The sequence below is a fragment of the Candidatus Koribacter versatilis Ellin345 genome, assembly GCF_000014005.1.
In the GTDB taxonomy this organism is placed as follows: Bacteria; Acidobacteriota; Terriglobia; order Terriglobales; family Acidobacteriaceae; genus Korobacter; species Korobacter versatilis_A.
In genome coordinates, this window is record NC_008009.1 from 924,208 (window position 1) to 944,679 (window position 20,472).

17 protein-coding genes are annotated in these 20,472 nt (G+C 59.9%); 10 read left to right on the forward strand and 7 right to left on the reverse strand.

The features are described from left to right. Positions 1-12 precede the first annotated feature (12 nt). The 3 genes from ccsB to ACID345_RS03860 all read left to right on the forward strand — a co-directional run bounded on the left by ccsB (position 13) and on the right by ACID345_RS03860 (position 4,183). Positions 13-1,431: a c-type cytochrome biogenesis protein CcsB gene (ccsB, locus tag ACID345_RS25080; RefSeq protein WP_011521556.1), complete on the forward strand. Its 1,419-nt coding sequence runs from the start codon at positions 13-15 to the stop codon at positions 1,429-1,431. A 100-nt stretch (positions 1,432-1,531) separates the two neighbouring features. Next, the gene (locus ACID345_RS03855) at positions 1,532-2,704 is read left to right on the forward strand and encodes a sensor histidine kinase (RefSeq protein WP_011521557.1); all 1,173 of its coding nucleotides are present in this window, start codon (positions 1,532-1,534) and stop codon (positions 2,702-2,704) included. A 21-nt stretch (positions 2,705-2,725) separates the two neighbouring features. Next, positions 2,726-4,183: a sigma-54-dependent transcriptional regulator gene (locus tag ACID345_RS03860; protein ID WP_011521558.1), complete on the forward strand. Its 1,458-nt coding sequence runs from the start codon at positions 2,726-2,728 to the stop codon at positions 4,181-4,183. A 4-nt stretch (positions 4,184-4,187) separates the two neighbouring features. On the opposite strand, the gene ACID345_RS03865 is transcribed toward ACID345_RS03860, so the two are convergent. The 4 genes from ACID345_RS03865 to ACID345_RS03880 form a co-directional block, all read right to left on the reverse strand. Then, entirely contained in the window at positions 4,188-4,850 is a 663-nt protein-coding gene (locus ACID345_RS03865) for a PAQR family membrane homeostasis protein TrhA (RefSeq protein ID WP_011521559.1), read from the reverse strand. Between the two features lie 210 nt (positions 4,851-5,060). Beyond that, positions 5,061-6,641, reverse strand: a complete 1,581-nt coding sequence (locus ACID345_RS03870) for an alpha-N-arabinofuranosidase (RefSeq protein WP_011521560.1) — start codon at positions 6,639-6,641, stop codon at positions 5,061-5,063. Positions 6,642-6,755: 114 nt separating this feature from the next. Beyond that, a complete protein-coding gene (locus ACID345_RS03875) occupies positions 6,756-9,392 on the reverse strand; it encodes an ABC transporter permease (protein WP_011521561.1) in 2,637 nt (878 codons plus the stop codon). Next, complete coding sequence (locus tag ACID345_RS03880) at positions 9,389-9,754, reverse strand: PadR family transcriptional regulator (RefSeq protein ID WP_041855417.1); 366 nt, start codon at positions 9,752-9,754, stop codon at positions 9,389-9,391. The genes ACID345_RS03875 and ACID345_RS03880 overlap by 4 nt, the downstream gene beginning before the upstream one ends. A gap of 420 nt (positions 9,755-10,174) precedes the next feature. On the opposite strand from ACID345_RS03880, the gene ACID345_RS03885 reads away from it, so the two are divergent. After that, complete coding sequence (locus ACID345_RS03885; RefSeq protein WP_011521563.1) at positions 10,175-10,582, forward strand: nuclear transport factor 2 family protein; 408 nt, start codon at positions 10,175-10,177, stop codon at positions 10,580-10,582. Positions 10,583-10,681: 99 nt separating this feature from the next. Here ACID345_RS03885 and ACID345_RS25085 read toward each other — a convergent pair whose 3' ends face one another. After that, the gene (locus tag ACID345_RS25085) at positions 10,682-11,350 is read right to left on the reverse strand and encodes a tetratricopeptide repeat protein (RefSeq protein ID WP_011521564.1); all 669 of its coding nucleotides are present in this window, start codon (positions 11,348-11,350) and stop codon (positions 10,682-10,684) included. Positions 11,351-11,413: 63 nt separating this feature from the next. Continuing rightward, on the reverse strand, positions 11,414-12,709 hold the full coding sequence (gene hemA / locus ACID345_RS03895) for a glutamyl-tRNA reductase (protein ID WP_011521565.1): 1,296 nt from the start codon (positions 12,707-12,709) through the stop codon (positions 11,414-11,416). 289 nt (positions 12,710-12,998) lie between these two features. Between hemA and ACID345_RS03900 the strand changes: the two genes are divergently transcribed. From ACID345_RS03900 to ACID345_RS03925, 6 genes are all read left to right on the forward strand, one after another. After that, positions 12,999-13,301, forward strand: coding sequence for a c-type cytochrome (locus ACID345_RS03900; RefSeq protein ID WP_011521566.1), 303 nt, complete (start codon positions 12,999-13,001; stop codon positions 13,299-13,301). Positions 13,302-13,452: 151 nt separating this feature from the next. Continuing rightward, entirely contained in the window at positions 13,453-13,758 is a 306-nt protein-coding gene (locus ACID345_RS03905; protein WP_011521567.1) for a c-type cytochrome, read from the forward strand. Between the two features lie 36 nt (positions 13,759-13,794). After that, positions 13,795-14,412: a (2Fe-2S)-binding protein gene (locus ACID345_RS03910; RefSeq protein WP_011521568.1), complete on the forward strand. Its 618-nt coding sequence runs from the start codon at positions 13,795-13,797 to the stop codon at positions 14,410-14,412. A 2-nt stretch (positions 14,413-14,414) separates the two neighbouring features. After that, a complete protein-coding gene (locus tag ACID345_RS03915) occupies positions 14,415-16,766 on the forward strand; it encodes a xanthine dehydrogenase family protein molybdopterin-binding subunit (protein ID WP_011521569.1) in 2,352 nt (783 codons plus the stop codon). Between the two features lie 2 nt (positions 16,767-16,768). Beyond that, positions 16,769-17,788, forward strand: coding sequence for an FAD binding domain-containing protein (locus ACID345_RS03920; RefSeq protein WP_011521570.1), 1,020 nt, complete (start codon positions 16,769-16,771; stop codon positions 17,786-17,788). Continuing rightward, positions 17,772-18,002 carry a hypothetical protein gene (locus ACID345_RS03925; RefSeq protein WP_041855418.1) on the forward strand — a complete coding sequence of 77 codons (231 nt, stop codon included), beginning with the start codon at positions 17,772-17,774 and terminating at the stop codon, positions 18,000-18,002. The genes ACID345_RS03920 and ACID345_RS03925 overlap by 17 nt, the downstream gene beginning before the upstream one ends. A gap of 94 nt (positions 18,003-18,096) precedes the next feature. On the opposite strand, the gene ACID345_RS03930 is transcribed toward ACID345_RS03925, so the two are convergent. After that, the gene (locus ACID345_RS03930; RefSeq protein ID WP_011521571.1) at positions 18,097-20,406 is read right to left on the reverse strand and encodes a Kelch repeat-containing protein; all 2,310 of its coding nucleotides are present in this window, start codon (positions 20,404-20,406) and stop codon (positions 18,097-18,099) included. Between the last annotated feature and the right edge of the window lie 66 nt (positions 20,407-20,472).

Here is a 20,472-nt window from a genome sequence, read left to right on the forward strand (position 1 = left end):
GGAGAAACAGAAATGGCACAAGCACGAGTTGTGAATATCGACAGAATTGAGGAGAAAGCTCCCGCGTCCGGCGGCCTGTTACTGGCCCTGGTTGGACTGGGCATAGCCTTCCTCATCATCACCGCGATGCTGGGCATCGCCAAGACCCACCAGCCGCTGTTCACCGAGAGCAACATGCTCTATGGCGCGCTGATCTTTTACGCCGGCGCCGGCGCTCTCTACATGGGCTTTGGCGTGACTGGCACCGAGCGCTACATCAAGTACGCGTCGCTCTTCACCGCCATCGGCTGGATCGCGAACACTCTCGCCGCCGGCCATCGCTGGTATCAGTCAGGACGGCCTCCCTTCGCCAGCATCTACGAGATGCTGCTGAGCTTCGTCTGGACTGTCGCGCTGCTTACGCTCATCGCCGAAAAGAAATACGGCGTCCGCATCGTCGGTTCAATCACCATGCCGCTGGCGGTAGTCAGCGTCATCCTGATGCAGCTTCTGCCGAGCGAAGTTCGACCGCTGGTTCCAGCCTTGCAGTCCACGTGGCTGCACGTCCACGTCACGCTGGCGATGTTGAGTTATGCCGCCTGTGCCGTCAGTTTCGCCATCGCGATGATGTTCCTCATCCAGGACAATTTCAAAACCTCAGACTTCCAGTTCTGGACGGCCCTGACAAGCGCTGCGACCTTCCTCGCGATCACCGCCACACGCTTCCGCGCCGGATCGCTTGCCGTCGCCGCTTGGGACCTCGAGCGTAAATCCGACATCGTAGAGCAGGGCAACACCCACGTTTTTGTCGGAATTCCCGAACTCGGCTGGTTGTTCATTCTCGCCGCGCTGGGTGCGTTGATTCCCCTCGCGCTGAACGTCTTTGCCCGAGTGAAGAAAAACGAACAGGCGTATGCCTGGGCCGACAAGGGAATGTTCATCAGCATCCTGCTGCAGGTCGCCACGCTGAGCGCATTCATCCTCCGCGCTCGCCAGGGCGTTTATCTCACTCCCGAAGGCGATGAGCTTCCGACCGTTCTTGCCGCAAGCCCGTTCATTCTCGGCGGTGTCATCAGCAGCATTTTCGGATCGCTGCTCTATCTCATGCTGCTGTGGCGTCGCACCGATTTGCAAAAGATGTTGCCTCCGGCCGAAACCCTCGATCGGGTCACCTACAAGACCATCTGCATTGCCTTCCCGCTGCTGACCGGCATGATCGCCGCCGGCGCGTACTGGGCGAACCGCACCTGGGGCTCCTACTGGAGCTGGGACCCGAAAGAAGATTGGGCCGCGATCACCTGGCTGATCTACGCGCTCTATTTGCACATGAGAATTACCCGCGGCTGGCGTGGCCGTCGCGCGGCATACTTCGCGATCTTCGGATTCGCGGTCGTGATCTTCACTTTCCTCGGCGTCACGTATCTGCTTCCCGGCTTGCACGCGTACGCATGAGGACCGGATGGGAGCGGGGCAACTCGCTCCCATCGCTTTGGATGTTTGGGCTGAACCAGGGCACGACGAACGTCGTGCCTTTCCACCATAGAAACGTGAAATGAGAGCAGAGACGATAACGACGGACAAAGCGAACGAGCAGGCCTCTTCCTGGTCCAGCAACGGCGAAGTCCTGCCGAAGCCCGTACCGCCGTCGCCGCGCCCAGCCCGCATGCGCATGCCGTGGCAGTTGAAGACCCTGCTGCCAGTCGCTGCCGCACTCCTCAATGGTCTGCTGCTGTTCGTTTTGCTCACGATCTCCCTCGATTCCGGCCCGCGGCACACCGTGATCGCCGTCGCGACCGCCGGAGCGTTCATCATTTGCGCCATCATCATGGCAACGCTCGGCTACTTCGTGCGTAAGCCGATGCTCGAGCTACAGAAGAAAATCGCGCGCGTCACCCAGGGCGACCTCAGCGTCTCTGTGGATTTCGCTGATCGCAACGACGAGATTGGCGATCTCGGCCGCGACTTCAACTCCATGGTCCTGCAACTCCGCGAGAGCCGCGAAGAAATCCAGCGCCTCCACCGCACCCAGATGTCCCGCGCCGAACACCTCGCTACGCTCGGAGAACTTGCGGCCGGACTCGCGCACGAAATCCGCAATCCGCTGGCGGGAATTGCCGGCGTCATCGACATCATCGGCCGCGATCTGCCAATCGAGAGTCCGGCCTGCGCCGTCGTGAAAGAAGTGAAGCAGGAGGCGATGCACATCAACCGCATTCTCACCGACCTGCTCGAAACCGCGCGCCCCAAGCACCCCAACTTCCGCCGCGAAGACCTCGACGCCACCATCTCGCACGCCATAATGTTCGCGCGCGAGCAGGCGACGACCAAGCAGGTTCACATCGAATTTCTACAGCAGAAGAACGTGCGACCGGTGGAACACGATCCCGCGCAGATCCACCAGGTGCTCCTCAACATGCTGCTCAATGCAATCCAGGCGGTTGCGCGCGAAGGGCATATCGTGGTAAGTCTCGAAAATCGCGGCGATTACGCGGCCATCTCCATCACCGACAACGGCCCCGGCATCCCGCCCGACACACTCAAGAACATCTTCCGCCCGTTCTTCACCACCAAGGGCCACGGCACCGGCCTTGGTCTTTCGCTGGCGCGCCGCATGGTCGAGGACCACGCTGGTCGTATCGAGGTCACCAGTAAGGTCGGCGAAGGTACTACCTTTGTAGTACTCCTCCCATACGATAGGCCCCATTCGGAACCGGCACAGTCGTAATACACTACCTGCAACAAACGAATGCCGTCAGAGAAAATACTGATCGTTGATGACGAACGGCTCGTTCGCTGGTCTCTGCGCCAGAAGTGCGAGGAATGGGGTTATCACGTCATCGAAGCGGACAACGGGTCTGCCGGACTCCGGTTGGCGCGCCACGAGTCGCCTGATCTCGTGCTGCTCGATGTGCGCCTGCCCGACATGGGTGGCCTCGAAATTCTCAAACAACTGAAAGAAAACGGCGATGCGCGCGCGGTCATTATGATCACCGCCGACCCGCAGCTCGAGGACGTGAAACTCGCGCTGAAGCTGGGCGCGTACGACTTCGTCGGCAAGCCGCTCGATTTTGACGAACTCTCCGTCGCGGTGAAGAATGCGCTGGAAACCACGCGGCTGCGCACCGAAGTCGAATCGCTACGTGGCGAAGTGCGCCGCCGTCACGGCTATCACGACATCGTCGGCGTCTCGCAGAAAATGACGGAGCTGATGGTGTTCGTCGCCAAAATCGCCACCAGCGAAGCCACGACGATCCTGGTGCAAGGCGAGAGTGGCACCGGCAAAGATCTCGTCGCGAAAGCCATTCACTACCAGAGCCGCCGCCAGGAAAAACCATTCGTCGCCATCAACTGTTCAGCAATTCCCGAGACGCTGATGGAGGCCGAACTCTTCGGACACGAAAAGGGCGCCTTCACCGACGCCAAAGCGATGAAAAAAGGCCTTTTCGAAGCGGCTGATGGAGGCACGCTGTTCCTCGACGAAATTGGTGAGCTCTCGCCGCTGTTGCAGGCGAAATTGCTTCGCGTGCTCGAAGACCAGGTGATTCGCCGAGTCGGTGGTGTGCGCGATATGCAGGTGGATGTCCGCGTAATTGCTGCGTCCAACCGCGATTTGGAGAAGATGGTGCGCGACGGCACCTTCCGCCAGGATTTGTATTACCGCCTCGCGATCATTTCGGTGTTCTTACCGCCCCTGCGTGATCGCAAAGAAGACATCCTGCCGCTGGTGGAGTTCTTCATCGAGCGCTACAACCGCAAGTTTAAGAAGAGCATTCGTGGCGTCACCGACAACACCCGCCGCCTGCTGATGAAGCACGACTGGCCCGGCAATGTGCGTGAACTGAAAAACGCGATCGAGCGCGCCATGATCCTGGATGAGGCAGAAAACCTGCGCCCCGACTACCTGCCATTTGCCGTAGCGCAGCAGCAGGCGATGTACACGGCGTTCGAGAGCGCATCTCCACCCGCTCCAATCCAGCAGTTGCCGAATGGCCGCAGCTTGCCGCGTTTAGTCATTCCTGAGGGCGGAACTTCGCTCGAAGAAGTGGAGCGCGCGTTCGTCGAAATGGCGATGAAAGAAGCGAACGGCAACCAGACGCATGCCGCGCGCCTGCTGGACATCAGCCGCGATGCGCTGCGTTACAAGCTGAAAAAGTTCGGCCTATTGCATGCCGAAGACGACGATCCGGCGCTCGCCACCAACTGAAAGATCAGGCCGCAGTCGCTGGCCCGACCACATACCGCAAAATCGCCACAAAATGACAGACACTTCCCGCCAGCACGCACAGGTGCCACAGCATGTGGAAGTACGGTCGCCGATCTTTCAGATAGAAAACAATTCCGCCGGTGTAGAAGATGCCGCCCGCCATCATCCATAGAAACCCTGGCATCGGCAGCACCGCGAGCAGCGGCTTGATGGCGATGACCACGATCCAGCCCATGCCGATGTAGAGCGCGGACGAAAAGATCTCGTGCCGCCCAGTGGCGAAAATCTTATAGACCACGCCAAGAATCGCGATCGCCCAGACCAGCGCGAAGAGCGTCCAGCCCCACCCACCGCGCAGAAGCGCCAGCGTGAACGGCGTGTACGTACCTGCAATCAGCAAATAAATCGAAGCGTGGTCGAGAAAGCGGAAGACGCGGCGCGCACTAGGAGCAGGGATGGCGTGGTAAAGCGTGGAGATGAGATACAACGCGCAGAGCGTAGCACCATAGATCGTGACACTGACCAGCAGACGCGTGTTCCCACCAACCGCCGCAAAAACGATAAGAGTGATTAAGCCGAGAACGCTGAGGAGAGCGCCGATGCCGTGCGTGACGCTGTTGGCGATGGCCTCGCCTAGCTTGAAGGGTTCTATCTCAATGTGTCGCACAGATAATTTTAGGATTGTGTGCGGAAGGGGAGTGTAAGAGTTTTGTCAGAGAGTTGATCCGACTTGAACACCAGAGGATGTGAAGTGGCGAAATCGGCGTACCGGATGATGCGCCTGTGGCGCGTCTTATTAGACCACCCCAACTCGCCAAAAAGAGGCGCGCTAGGATGGGGCACCGAAGAAGTGGAGTGCGTAGGGCTGGCCACCCGCCTATTGCTCCAGTGACACCACCGTGACGGACTTGGGCTCCAACTTAAGCATCACCTTTCCACCCTCTACGCGGGCCGATGTGGGTTTCGGCACAACCGTGTTCGGTGCCTCGAACGTATTCACGCTGTCGACCTTCGGTCCGGCGAGCGTTTCTCCCGACGCAGACTTCGTAGCAAACCCAGTCACATTCAACTCCACATCCGCCGTCTGGTTCGGGTCCACATTCGTGATCTCCAGCCACAGTTTGCCGTCTTTTCCTCTCGCAGCGAGCGCATCGATGCGCGGCAGCGTGCTGTCGCCGTGCTTGTAGGTGCCCGCGTCAAATGTCACCGGAACGAAAGTCGCATCCTGGAAGGGCAGGTACATCTTGTAAACATAGTAGGTCGGTGTCAGCACCATCTTCTCTTTATCGGTGATGATCATCGCCTGCAGCACGTTGATCATCTGGGCAATGTTCGCGCCGCGCACCCGATCACTGTGGCGAGCAAAGATGTTGATGTTCAGCGCGGCCAGGATCGCATCGCGAATGCTGTTTTGCTGTACGAGAAAGCCCGGATTGCTCCCCGGCAAGGGCGCATACCAACTGCCCCATTCGTCCACGATGAGGGCGACCTTCTTTTCCGGATCGTACTTGTCCATGATCGCGGAATGCTTCTTGACCAGGTCTTCCATCTCCAGCGTCGATTTCAGAATCTGCGCGTACTCGTCCTCTCCGAACCCCACGGACTTGTACGCCGGCGGCCATTTCACCGTCGTGTAACTGTGCATCGAGAGGCCGTTGATGTCCCAGCTCCACGTGTGCTTCTGGTAAGCCTTCATCACCGTATCGGTCCACTCCGTCCAGCGCTCTTCGCCTCCGCCCGGACCGACTGCGATCTTCAACATCTGGTTCTTGTCCGTCTGCGCCGGATTGTAGTTGCGAACGAATCGGCTGAAGACCTTCATCCGGTCCAGGTAGTAATCGGGCGTCATGTTGCCGCCGCAATCCCAGCTTTCATTGCCGAGGCCCAGCAATGCGATCTTGTACGGTGCCGGATGCCCGTTCGCAGCGCGCTCCTTCTGGAGCGTCGTTGCCTGAGCTGCCGTCATGTACTCCAGCCAATCTGACGCTTCCTGCGGAGTACCAGAGCCCACGTTGACCGACACGTACGCCTCGCTCCCGATCTGCCCAATGAAGTCCATGAACTCGTGGGTGCCGAAGGTGTTGGGTTCGATCACGCCGCCCCAGTTCGGGTTCAGCCTCACCACTCTTTGCGGCCCGATCCCGTCGCGCCAGTGATACTCGTCGGCGAAGCACCCGCCGGGCCAGCGCACATTCGGCACATGGATCGCTTTCAGTGCGGCAACCACATCGTTGCGAATGCCCCGGGTGTTCGGAATCGTGGAGTCGCTGCCGACCCAGATTCCTTCGTAAATGCCATGTCCTAGATGCTCAGCAAATTGCCCGAACAGATTACGATCGATCTTCACCCCAGGCCGGGATGGATCAATCGACACCTGCACCTTTTGGGCAGCCGCAATCGTTGCGTTAGAAAGAAGACCGAAAAGAGTCACTACAACGAGAATTGTGCGCAGGAACAAGCGACACCCTCCAGCGGAACCGTCAGAAATGTTTCGTCACATTTATACTCCTCGCTTCTCCAGCGTGCTCCGACGTCGCCGCGCGTCGGATCCGCGTCGAGTCCGTGCTGCGGTTTACAGTTCGCGAATCGCAGTCACAGGGTTTCGGCGCATCGCTCGATGCGCGGGAAGGTAGCATGCCAGCAACGACATTGCTCCCAGGAGCATGACGACGGAAACGACGGTGACCGGATCGTTGGCGCCGATTCCGTACAACAGTCGGGCGATGAAACGTGTCAGTCCCATTGCAAACGCCAATCCCAGCGTCAGCCCAATGGCTGTGAGCCATAATCCCTGCGACAGCACGAGCCGCAGCACGTTGACGCGCGAAGCACCCAGAGCCATTCGTATTCCGATCTCGTGGGTACGCATTTGGGTTCGATATGCCACCACGCCGTAGATGCCGGTTGCCGCAAGAACCAGCCCGATCATCGCGAACATTCCCGCCAGGGCGCTCTCTATGACGGCGAAACTGCTCGCCAGTTGGGTACTCTCGCGCATGGGACGCACATCGAAAACCGGGAGCCGTGGATCAATTTCGTGGATGGCGTTCTCCACCGCTGGCGCAAAGTCGGCCGGATTTCCCTCGGTCTTCACCTGCACGATCGTCTCGTACCCCTCCTGGAAGAAGCTCATATACACCATGGGCTCCGGGGACTCATTCATCAACATATGTGTTGAATTTTTCGCGAGGCCGACGACCGTGAAAAGGCGGCCCCATATCCTGAGTCTCTTTCCCAGCGGATCCTGTCCGGGCCAGTATCGCCTCGCCGCCGTCTGATCCACGATGAGTACCCGCGGGGCCTTTTCATCGTCATCCGGCGTAAACTCGCGACCTTCCAGAATGGGTATATGAAGGGATTCGAAATACCGCGGGGCCACCTCGGCGTGGTACACCTGCAAAGATTCATGCGGGTGTGGCACATACCCTTCCGGATACGCATCCTCCCCCTTGTGGCCCAGGGTCATCGGAATCCAGTCCGTAAAAGACGCAGCCTTTACGCCGGGGAGTGCCGACACGCGATCAAGTATCTTGTGACGGATCAGCTGTTCCTCGTCGTGGCTGTAGCCGGCGATATTTAGCCCCACAGTCGCAGTCAGAATGTGGTCCTGTTCAAATCCGGGATTCGCGTGGGCGAGATTCCGCAGTGTTCGCAGAAACAACCCGGAACACAACAGCAGCGGCAGTGAAAGCGCGATTTGCGCAACCACCAGCCCGCTGAGCAATTTCCGGTTGCGTGATCCGCCGGAGATACTTGCAGACTCTGCCTTGAGTACCTCAGCTGCCGGCGCGTGGGCCGAACGCCAGGCGGGAAGCGCGCCGCACAGCATCGCGGCCAACAGGGACGACACTGCAATCCCGATTACCACCCTATGGTCCATGCTCCCGTTCAGAATGATGGGATTCGAACTCGCCGGAAAGAACCATGCGAATGTCTTCGATGTCCACGCTGTCAACCCAAGGGCCGCGGCTCCTGCGACGATGGAAAGCACCACGCCCTCCATCACCAGCTGCCGTACCAGTTGCATACGATTCGCCCCGAGCGACTGCCGGATGGCAAGCTCACGCCGCCGGGATACAAACCGTACTAGCGTGAGCGTAGCGACGTTCGCGCCGGTCAGCAACAGCACCACAGCGGCAAAGGCGAGCAGAATGGGCAGCGTCGTTGCCAGGTATCCGTTGGCGCCGAATGGGGAGCGCCACATGGGGTCCAGCGAGATGCGGTTATCGCCGAGATGATCGTCCGGATACGCCACCACGATGTTGTGCATCACCGTGTCGAGGTCCTGGGCTGCCTGGGCACGGCTCACGTCGGGCCGCAATCTTCCAATTACATTCAGCCAGACCGCACCACCACTGCGATGCGTCATCCGCCACGCATCCGTCCCGAGGGGATCAAGCGTTACCCACAGATCTTCACGGATCCCGGGCATCGCTCCCACAACCCCCTCCGGCGCCACGCCGATGACCGTCAAAGGATGCCGGGCGATCTCGATCGACTTGCCCACAATCGCCGGGTCTTTGGCATAGCGCGTCTTCCAAAGCGAGTAACCCAGGACCACGTTGGGAACGGCACCTGGAGCCGTCTCTTCTTCAGGCAGAAAGAAACGCCCCAGCACCGGCTTAATGCCGAGCACATCGAAATAATTTGCCGACACGTTCGCAATATAGGCACGCTCCGGCTGTGCGCCGCCAGTCAGCGTGATCCAATCGTGATGATATGCGAGGATTCCGGTGAAGGTGTGGTTCTGCTCGCGCAGATCGCGATAGTCGAGATACGAGAAGGGCGGAGTCGGAGAGAAGTTCCGTTCTCCCCGCTGCAGGCTAACAAGATCGCCCGTGTCCCGCGCGCCAGGAATGGGACGCAACATCGTACCGTCGATCCAACTGAATACGGTGCTGTTGGCGCAGATGGCTACTGCCAGCATCGTCGTCGCGGTGATCGTGAAACCGGGACTTTTGCGCAGTTGCCGTAACGCGTAACGGAGATCCCGGCTTAGCTGTTCAAGCCAGGTCAGGCCCCATATGTCGCGCGTCACATCCTGCACCAGGGGAATATTTCCAAATTCCCGAAGCACCGCTTGTCGCGCCGTCTCTACCGTCTCGCCTCGCGCCACTCGATCGGCAATCGCCATCTGCAGGTGAGCATCCATCTCTTCCTGCAATTCGCGCTTACGCCGCTCAGAACCGAAGCTCGGGAACAACTTCATGACTCACTCTCCTCCGGCTTGACGTACATCACCGACCCAATCGCTTCGACGATCCGCTCCCATCGGCCCAGATCGGAGACCAACTGCTTTTTCCCCGTGGCTGTGATTCGGTAATACCGGGCTCTTTGCTTGCTCTCGGACTGCTTCCACTCAGATTGGACCCAGCCCTGACGCTGCAATCGATGGAGAGCCGGATACAGTGAGCCGGTCTCGACTTGAAGCGCATCTCCGGATCGCAAACGTATCGCCTGGACAATGCCGTACCCGTGCTGCGGTCCCCATTGCAGGGTCTGAAGAATAAGCATGTCGAGTGTTCCCTGCAGCAACTCAATCCGGTTTTTATACTGTTCCTTCTCGCTCATAGATGTAGGCAATCTACTCCCAGAAGAGGTAGATTGTCTACTATCAGGCGAGCGTCGAGAGTCTCGCCAAAAGAACGTTCACGATGCTGGCGCGTCGTGCTGAGAGGAGCGGTCGGCCTGCGGCCTGGCAATTCGGGAGTTCAGGAGCCTATCGTCTCTCCAGTATTTCCCTGACACACCCACCGTCGTTGCTGCTCTTCCGCAAGGTTTCCTCGTGGCGGGATACAAAGCTGTAGGGCATCGTGTTTCCCCCTTCTCGAACAGCGCCTTGCAATTGGAAATTTATGCATGCCCGTCAGTCCCCGCAAATCCTTGAATCTATTGAGTTTTTCCGCAGAATGTGGTATAATACTAAAGGCCTTTTTCGTCCGAGGCTATCTGTATGACCGATGCCCGTCGTTGTGGAGAAATGAGGAAAGTATGGATCAACAAGTCAAAGAATTTTTCTTGAAGTATGAGCAAGCAAACGCTGGTTCGGATCTGTCCGGAATCGATGGCCTCTACGCGGATACATTTATGTTTGGCGGACCCAAGGGTGTCCAAGCAGTCCGAAAGGAGGACTTCCTTAGGGTCGCTCCCAAAATGAAGGAGCGCTTTTCTTCCATGGGCCTCTCTGAAACCCAGCTTCAGGCTGTGGAAACGAAACCGCTGGATTCCACCTATCTGCTCGCGACGGTGGTGTGGAGGATGAAGGTTCGCGGGGAGTCCGGGAGCAAGGATATCGACGCACGCGCAACCTACATTTTGGTACGAGGACACGGCGACGTGCTGTCGATCATTTTCCAAATCGATCATCAGGATTTGGCGAGCGTTATTCAGGAACGTTGAGTTGGGGGGAAACGAAAACCGGGACCGTGCTCTGCGCGGGCGCGGTCCCGGGGAGCGCGAAGCATTACTGATGCGCTCAAGCCTGCTACCTCAAAGAAACTACTTCACGCGCTTCTGCGCGTCCGCGATCGACGCCTCGACCTTCGGGCGGTCCTGATAATTCGGGTTGGTCTTCAACAACTCCTGCCAACTCGCAATCGCTGCCTTCGGGTCGTTCTTGCCCTGCATCAGCACCACGCCGCGGTTGAACATGGTCTCGGCGTGCGTCGGTGCGTACGAAAGTGAAGTCGCGAATTCCTTCAGAGCACCGTCCGGGTCGCCGTTGTAGAACATGGCGGTCCCCATGTCAGTGCGGACGTCGGGATTCGACGGCGCGATCGCCAGCGATTTCTGGTAGTACGCAATCGCCTGTGGGAATGCCTGGCTGTCGTAGTAGTGATTGCCGAGCTTCGCCAACAGATCTGGATCGTTCGGGCGTTGCTGCAATTGCGCGATCATCGGCGCCGCAGCTTTGTTGATGTCGTCCAGTGACAGGCGTCCCGGTTGTCCGTTAAACGTCGGCACCTGGAACCCGCCGGTACTCGGGGCGCTTGGGGCAGGAGCGCTCGCGGCGGTTGTTGTTCGTTGTTGTTGACTGTCGGAGTAGGAACCGTGGACGAGCCAGCCGATCCCGATTCCAACGACGAGTGTGATGGCGGCGAGGACATACGCCTGCGAGGCGGTCCAGAGATTGGTGGGCGGTTGTGCTTGCGCAGATGCTTTTGCCATGAATCTTCTACTCGGAGGCTGTAGCCTCTCTTGTTTTTACCTCAAGGACCGAAGTCCTGTTCATCAATTGGTGCCGGCGGCAGCCTTTTGCGGCTGTTCGAGGTGGAACAAGCGCTGCACCGCCATGGTGAGCATGTCTTGTTCACTTCGTTCTGGGAGTTCTTTCAGTTCACGGGCCAGCGAACCAGCAATTCGTTGCGTTATATGGGCCGTTAGTGCGGTCATAGCCTGGTCCTGGTCTTCCGTGAAAGGGCCTAATTCCTGGCGCAGGGACTCCAGTTCCTGCCGGCAAACTTCATCGAGGCGGTTGCGCAGGGCGACAATCGTCGGCACCACGCGCTCGGCCATCAATTTGCGTCGGAAGCCCTTGGCTTCGTCCGCAAGAATTTCTTCTGCGGCAACGGCGGCCACCTGGCGCTCACTCTCGTTGCGCTTCGCGACCTTCTCAAGGTCGTCCATGTCGAAGAGGTGCACGCCCGGAACTTCGCGCACCGCAGGATCAATGTCACGCGGCACGGCGATGTCCACCATCACAATTGGCTTCCCACCGCGAGCGGCCTGGATGCGTTCTGCATCGGCCTTCTCGATCACGTAGTGCGGGCACGACGTGGAGCTGACGATGATGTCGGCATGGTCGAGATAAGGCGCGCGATCTTCGAGCGCGACCGCAATGCCGCCCACCTTCTCGCTGAATTCCTGGGCCTTGTGCAAGGTGCGGTTGATAACGCAAATCTGCGAGGCGCCGTGGTTCATAAGGTATTTCGCGGCCGATTCGCTCATCTTGCCCGCGCCCATCAGAACGACGGCTTTGTCGAAGAGTTCGCCGAGGACTTGTTTCGAGAGTTCGACCGTGGTGTACGGAATGGAAACTGCCGCATTGCCAATCGCAGTTTCGTTGCGCACGCGCTTCGAAACCGTAAGCGCCTTCTGCATCACCGCATCGAGGAAGCGGCCGGTGGTTCCGGCGGCCTGCGCCTGCGACCAGGCGTTCTTGAATTGTCCGACGATTTCCGGCTCGCCGATCACCATGGAATCGAGGCTGGAGGCGACGCGGAAAATGTGGTTCAGGGCGACGTCATCCATCAGGCGGTAGAAGTGCGACCAGTCGCTCATCTTCAGGCCGTACTCGTGGGTCAGGAAACGGAGCACGGAGTCAGCGGCCTCGCCGGCATCGCTGGTCCAGAGGATGAACTCGGTGCGGTTGCACGTGGCGAGGACCACCAGTTCATCAATACCTTCGGCGCGGACCAATTGGTGCAGCGCCTCGTAGCGTCGCAGTTCGCTCATCCAGAAGCGCTCGCGCACCGCGACGGGAGAGGTTTTGAAGTTCAGTCCGACCACCACCAAGCTAGGTTCCACGTGACACGTCTCCAATGCCTACCGGCAGTAGTGCACACGCCATACCAAACTGCCGCCTCGATGTACTACTAAAGGGGACTCATGGAATCAGCAACTTGCAAATAGATTACGGGTTGATGGTAGATAACACGGGCACAACGGTGTGGCATCTCACTCCGCGGCGCGTGTTTTGGCACAAGTGCTTTTTGTGACAAGGAGTTGCATACCCGGCGGCAGAGGCCTAGACTGGCGCGGAATCCGAGGTAGCCGGGATTCGGGTTCCGCAAAATTCGGTTGGAGGAACTTGTAAATGAAGAAGCTGGTAGCAGGAATGTCACTCGCTGCAATGATGTTGGCCGGAACTATGGCCTTCGCAGCGGGTGCCGACGACTACAAGGCGAAGTGTGCCATGTGCCACGGCGCCGATGGCAAAGGTGCAATGGCAACCAAGATGGGATCGAAGCCATTGACCGACCCCGCCGTGCAGGGCATGAGCGATGCCGATATCGCGAAGATCATCAGCGACGGCAAAGGCAAAATGACGGGCTTCAAGGGCAAACTCAGCGACGACCAGATCAAGGCCGTTGCAGGCTACGTGAAGACCCTGAAGTAAAGAAGCTCCGTTGTGGATTTGGGCGGCTGAGGCCGCCCTTTTCGTTTTGAGGGACAAAGAAGCCCGAAGGGCGGATGAGCTTCTCAGCGCGCCGCTGCACGCTGATGCCTCTTCGATTTATACTCTTTGCGAAATTTCGCTTGAGGTCTGAATGGCTCCTAAGGTCCTGGCAGTTCTGCTCTGTGCGTCCACATTTGTGCTCGCGGAAAATCCGGGAGAAGCGGTTTTCAAGAAGAATTGCGTGATGTGCCATGGCGCCGATGGCGCCGGAAAAACCAAGATGGGGCAAAAACTCGGTGCTGCCGATTTGAGCAGCAACGACATCCAAGGTTTGAGTGACGAGGCGCTGACCCAAACAGTGAAGAACGGCAAGGGCAAGATGCCTTCGTTCGAAAAAACCTTGAGTGCCGACGACATCACCCAGGTCGTGCAGTACGTGCGCACCCTGCGCAAATAAATCAACGATCCACAAGCGAACCGACGGAGGTTGCCAATGTCGGAAAAAGATGAGAAGGACAGCCCGCGTAACGGTGTCTCGCGGCGCGACTTTCTAAAGATTGGCGGCATCGTCGCCGCAGTTCCGCTCGTCAGCACAACGGTGGTGGAAGCCGCCGGCGAGCCGGTCGAAGTCCACGGTCCCTACAAAGCCAAGGTCACGCTCAACCTCAACGGCAAAGCGCGCACCGCGGAACTCGACACGCGCGTGACTCTGCTCGACGCCATGCGCGACCACTTCGACCTCACCGGCGCCAAGCGGGTATGCGATCGCGGCGCCTGCGGTGCGTGCACCGTGCTCATGGACGACAAAACCGTATACGCCTGCTCGATCCTGGCGATTGACGCCCAGGGCCGGAAGATCACCACCATCGAGGGCCTGTATCCCACGGAGACGCTCGACACGTTGCAGCATGCGTTCGTGGAGAACGATGCGCAACAGTGCGGCTTCTGCACCCCGGGATTCATCGTGGCAGCCAAGTCGTATCTGGATCATCACCCGCAGGCGGGCGCGGCCGACTTCAAAACCGGCCTGAGCGGTAATCTCTGCCGCTGCGGCACCTACAAGGGCATGCAACTTGTCGCTGATCTACTCACCAAGGGAAAGGGGGCTTAACCATGGCGGATTATCAGTGGCCCGACGAGCAACATCGGTCGCTTCTTGGCAAACGCATCACGCGCGTGGACGGCCCCATCAAAGTGAGCGGCCGTGCGAAGTACACCTACGATGTCCGCCCCGACGGCATGCTCTGGGGCAAAATCCTGCGCTCGCCGTATCCGCATTGCAAAGTCACCAGCATTGATACCAGCGCAGCCGAGAAGATGCCGGGTGTGAAAGCCGTGCAGATCCTGCAGAAGCCGGGCTCCGAAATCCACTGGGCCGGTGACGAAATCGTCGCGATCGCCGCGGTAGATGAGCCGACAGCCTATGATGCGCTGAAGGCAATCAAAGTCGAGTATGAAGTATTGCCGTTCCACGTTTCGGACGCGGAACCGCCAAAGAACCTCGGCGTGTCGAACGAGCCGTTGACCATCGACGAGCTCGGCGACATGGAAGACAACCAGGTCCCTGACGACGAAGTCATCGCAGCGATCCAGAAGCGCGGCATGACCGAGATTCCTGACGCGAAGACGCTGGAGGCGCTGGCGAAAGACGGCGTGCCGCCGGAAATTATCGCGGCGATCAAGAAAGCGCAAGTCCGCAAAGGCAGCGGCGTGAAGTCGCCGTACAAGAAGACCGCGGTGCAGACGCAAGGCAAGCCAGCCGATGCGTTCGCCGCCGCGAAAACCGACGGCGTTGTGAGCGAGGGAATCTATGGAGTCCCCGTGATCACGCACTGCTGCCTCGAATCCCATGGTGCGATGTCGCAGTTCGTGGACGACAAGAACCTCGAAGTTCACGTCTCCACGCAGAACCTGAGCGGCATTCCCGCGCAGATGAGCGAACCGATGGGCATGCCGGCGTCCAACATCCGCGTTCTGCAGCAGTACATTGGCGGCGGCTTCGGCAGCAAGTTCGGCATCGACCGCTGGGGAGTGGCGACGGCTCAACTTGCCAAGAACACAAACGGCAAAGCCGTGAAGATCATGCTGGCGCGCGACGAAGAACAGCAGGTAGCCGGCGCGCGGCCTTCCGCTTACGCGCGCGTAAGCGTTGCGGCCAACAAAGACGGGCGCCTCACTGCGTGGCAATCGGATGGCTGGGGCACGGGCGGTCCCGGCGGTGGAGGATCGCCGCCGCTGCCGTATGTCTTCGATATCCCCAACCAGAAAAAACAGTACACCGCGATTGCGACCAACCAGGGACCATCGCGAGCGTGGCGCGCGCCGAACCATCCGCAGGCAGCGCTGATCACGATGTCGGCGCTGGAAGACACGGCGGCGAAGCTGAACATGGATCCGCTGGAGTTGTTGCGCAAAAACATTGACATGACTGGCCCGCGCGCCAAGACCTACGAAGAAGAGTTCGTCATCGCGGACCAGATGATGGGCTGGAAAGAACGCTGGAAGCCGCGCGGCAGTTCCACCGGAGTGGTACGCACCGGCATGGGGTTGTCGCTGCACACGTGGGGCGGTCGCGGACACGATTCCAACTGCGATCTCACCATCCAGCCGGATGGCTCCGTCGAAATCAAGATGGGGACGCAGGACCTGGGAACCGGCACGCGCACCTGCATCATGATCGTCGCCGCCGATACGCTCGGGATCCCGCTGGAGAGTGTGAATCTGAAAATTGGAGACACTCGCTATCCGGTGTCGGGTGGCAGCGGTGGAAGTACGACCATCGGCGGCGTGAGCAGTTCGACGCGCCGCGCCGCGGTGGATGCTCGCGATCAACTGCTGGCGAAAGTCGCGCCCGCGCTGGGCACAACCCCAGACCAGATCGAAATCAAAGACGGAACCGTCAGCGTGAAGGGCGATGCCTCGAAGAGCATGACGTGGAAGCAGGCGTGTTCGAAGCTGGGGGCGGTGCCGATTACCGTGCGCGGCGTGAACAAAGGCGGTATGAAGCCCGACCTCACAAACAGCGGCGTCGGCGGCGTGCAAATGGCCGAGGTCAGCGTCGACACCGAGACCGGAATCGTGAAGGTGACGAAGATGGTTGCGGTGCAGGACTGCGGCTTGGTCGTCGACGTCAAGACCGCCGAGACCCAGGTCTATGGCGCGCTGATCATGGGTATTTCCTACGCGCTCTACGAAGAGAAGTTCATGGATCCCGTGACCGGGCGCATGCTCAACCCGAACATGGAGTTCTACCGGCTCGCCGGGCTGAGCGATATCGGCGAACTGCAGGTGCATATGATGACCGGTGCGGGCTATGACGATCGCGGCGTGATCGGGCTGGCCGAGCCTCCGGTGGTCTCACCAGGTGCGGCGATTTCGAATGCAGTGGCGAATGCGCTGGGCGTGCGGGTGCCGTATCTCCCGCTCACACCCGACCGCGTGCTCGCGGCGCTGGAGAGGAGCTAACCATGCGACCTTTTGAATATGTGAATGCGAATTCGCGAAACCAGGTCGGCGAACTGCTCGGCAAGAATTGGGGCGATGCCGAAATTCTTGCCGGCGGCACAGACCTGGTCGCTTTGATGAAGGATGAGGTCGTCAATCCCAAGCGGCTGGTGAATATCAAGGGGATTGATGACCTGCACGGATTGAAGGCTGACGCCAGCGGAATGCGGATTGGCGCGCTGGTGACGCTCTCGGAATTGGCGCATGGAGCGGAATTAGCCAAGGTGTACCCGGCGATTGCGGATGCGGCGCGCGACGCGGCGAGCCCGCAGATTCGCAACGTGGCGACGATTGGCGGGAACATCTGCCAGCGGCCGCGCTGCTGGTACTTCCGCAACGGTATGGGTCTGCTGCCGACGACCAAAGACGGCAAGTCGATGGTGCTGGCGGGAGATCATCGCTACCACGCGGTGCTTGGCAACGATGGCCCCGCGTACTTCGTGAGCCCTTCGACCGTGGTTCCGGCGCTGATTGCGCATGGAGCAAAGGTGCGAATTCTCGGTGGCGGGAAACTGCGCGAGGTCGAGCTCGAGAAGTTCTTCATCACTCCGAAGAACGAGAACGAACGCGAGCATGATCTGCGGCCGAACGAACTTGTCGTGGAAATCTTCATTCCGGCGGCGGCCGGCGTGAAAGCGGCGAATTACGAGGTGCGCCAGAAAGAGCACTTCGATTGGCCGCTGGCGACGTGTTCCGTGGCGCTGACCATGGACGGCTCGAAGGTGAAGTCGGCCAAGATCGTGCTGGGCGCGGTGGCGCCGGTGCCGTGGGTGTCGAACGAGGCGGCTCAGGCAATTGTCGGCAAGGAAATCACGCCCGATACCGCGATGGCCGCGGCGAATGCCGCACTCGCTCCGGCGAAGAGCCTGGGACAAAACAAATACAAGATCACTATGGCCAAGGCAGCGGTGAAGCGCGCGCTGCTGGCGGCCGCCGGCGGCCAGTCGGCACACTTGGGAGGCCATCATGATGCTCATGCCTGATCACGAACGCTTCGATACCTCGCATCCCGACCTGTGCCCGTCATTGCGCTGGAAGGGCCAGTTCATCTCGACCGAGCACGACCCCACGGTGCCTCCAACCAATGACGGCTTGTTCTGGTGCATGCACACTCAAACGTGCATTGGTCCGGATGGCGAACTGGCGGAGCCCGGCAACTGCAAGCACTCGGGACGGAGTTGTCACGGGTGTAAGTAGCGGGCGGCGGATGAAACAAGAATCGTAAAAGGTGCGGGTGATCTGGTCTCGGCGGGAATCCCGAGGTTGACCAGATCAGCCCGCACCTGATTTTTTACGGCTGGTACATCCAGAGGTCGTTCAGGTTTCCCTGGTTTCCGACGGAGTCGTAGCCATCGCCTCCCATGAACCAGAAGTTTCCGGATGGATCGACCCAACCGGCGACGCCGAAACGCCCTCCGGGACTATTGGTAGCCGCGGGGATGCCCAAGGTCCCGTAGACGCCGAGTTGGCCTCCGCTGCGGCCAACGCTGGAGCTTCCGCCCATCCACGTCCATTCGCCGTACGTTCCGGCCGACGGATCGAACTGCCACAGGTCGTTCAGGTATCCGTTTACGCCCGCGGAGTCGTAGCCGTTGCCACTAAACAGCCAGAGTTTGCCGCTGGCATCGAGCCAGGTGAGACCGCTGAAACGGCCTCCCGGAGCGTTGGCGGCGGATGCGGTCCCCAACGAGCCATAAATTCCGGGTTGACCGGAGTACGGCGGTACGGTGTTGCTGCCGCTCATCCAGGTCCACTGGCCGACGGTACTGCCGCCGCCCGGCGTGTAGCGCCAGAGGTCGTTCAGGAAGCCCGGGTTTCCAACCGAATCCGCACCGAGTCCACCGAACAGCCAAACATTGCCTGAGCGATCGACCCAGCTCACCCCGGAGCCTCTGCCGCCGGGAGTATTCACAGGATCGGGGACGCCGAGTGTGCCATAAACTCCGGCTGCGCCGTTGCCAGAGTTGGCAGTGACGTTGCCGCCGGCCATCCAGGTCCACTCACCGTGGGCGCCGAGCGTGGGGTTGAACATCCACAAGTCGTTGAGATAGCCGAGTGTGCCGGTGGAGTCGATGGAGTTTCCGCCGAAGAGCCACAGGTTGCCGGAGGAATCGATCCAACTGATGGCGCCGTAGCGTCCGCCGGGAACGTTGGCAGGATCGGGAACGCCGAGCGTGCCGTAGACGCCGGAGGGTCCTGAGAAGACGGCGCCGACGCTGGTGTTGCCGCCCATCCAGGTCCACTCTCCGGTGGCGCCGAGGGTGGGATCGAAGACCCACAAATCATTGAGTTCGCCGGTCACACCGTTGGCGTCGATGCCTTCGCCGCCGAAGACCCAGATACGGCCGGAGGCATCGGTCCACGTGGCGACCTGCTCGCGACCGCCGGGAACGTTGGCGGGATCGGGAACGCCGATCGTGCCGTAGACGCCGGGCGCGCCGGCGGCGCCAAAGCTCGTACTGGGCGGGGCGACCGTGCTGCCGCCCATCCAGGTCCATTCAGCGCTGGTGGGAGAGTATTTCCAAAGATCGTTGAGCAGTCCGCCGGAGTCGGTGGAATCCTGGCCGTATCCACCGAAGAGCCAGAGATTGCCGGAGGCATCGGTCCACGTGAGCGGTTGTTGCCGTCCACCGGGGATGTTGGTGGGGGACGGAGTTCCGAGCGCGCCGTAGACGCCGGGTTGGCCGCCGTTCGTGCCGACCGTGCTGCTGCCGCCCATCCAGGCGAAATCGCCGACACAGACGACGCTGACATTGGTGACGTTGGCGGTGGCGATGCCGGCGCCGTTGCTGACGGAGCAGTTCCGCGTGGCCGGCTGAGAAAAGACCGAGACGTTGAAGTCCTCGCCACTGCCGACGGGATTGACGAAGATGAAGGAACCATTTCCGCTGAGCGGCAAGAGATCGGTGTTATTCACGCCGAGAGAATCTTGCAAAATCAGGGTCCCGGCGGAGAGACCGCTGACCGTCCCGCCGACGGTAAAAGTGGTTCCGGAAATCGTGGTGCAGGTGACGTCGGCGTTAGCGACGTCTGCGGTGGCCGTGCCGACAGCATTCGAGACCGTGCAGGATTGGCCGGAGGGATTCGAAAACACGGTGATGCTGTACGGAACACCGCCGTCCGGAATTGTGCCGCTAAAGACGAAGGCGTAACTGGCGGCGCCGGCGCTTACGGTGAGGTCGTTGCCGGCGTTGTCCTGAAGGACGAGGCCGGTGCCGGTGAGGCCGAGGACCTGGCCCCCTACGCTGTACGCCGTAACGCATGCAATGCTCACGTTGGTGACATTCGCGCTGGCGTTGCCGGATCCGCCGGTGACCGTACAGTTTTCGCCCGAGGGCTGGGTGAGGACGGTCACGGCATAGGGATCTCCGCTTTTAGCGGGCGTGGCGAAGGTGAACGTGGTGGCGCCGGAGCTTACGGTGAGGTTGTCGCCACCGTTGTTCTGCAACACCAAGCCTGAGCCGGTAAGTCCGGAGATGGTTCCGCCGATGGTGTAGGTGGTGGAGGACGAAGATGTTGTGCTGCTTCCGCCGCAGCCGCTGAGAGTTATAAGTGCCAGGACAGACAGAGCGAAGACCGTGACCCGAAAACTGGTTCCCATCTGATAGGACTCCTCAAGTTGCAGATAAAACGGCTGGGGGCCCAGGAGCTGTTTGTAGCTGGTTAT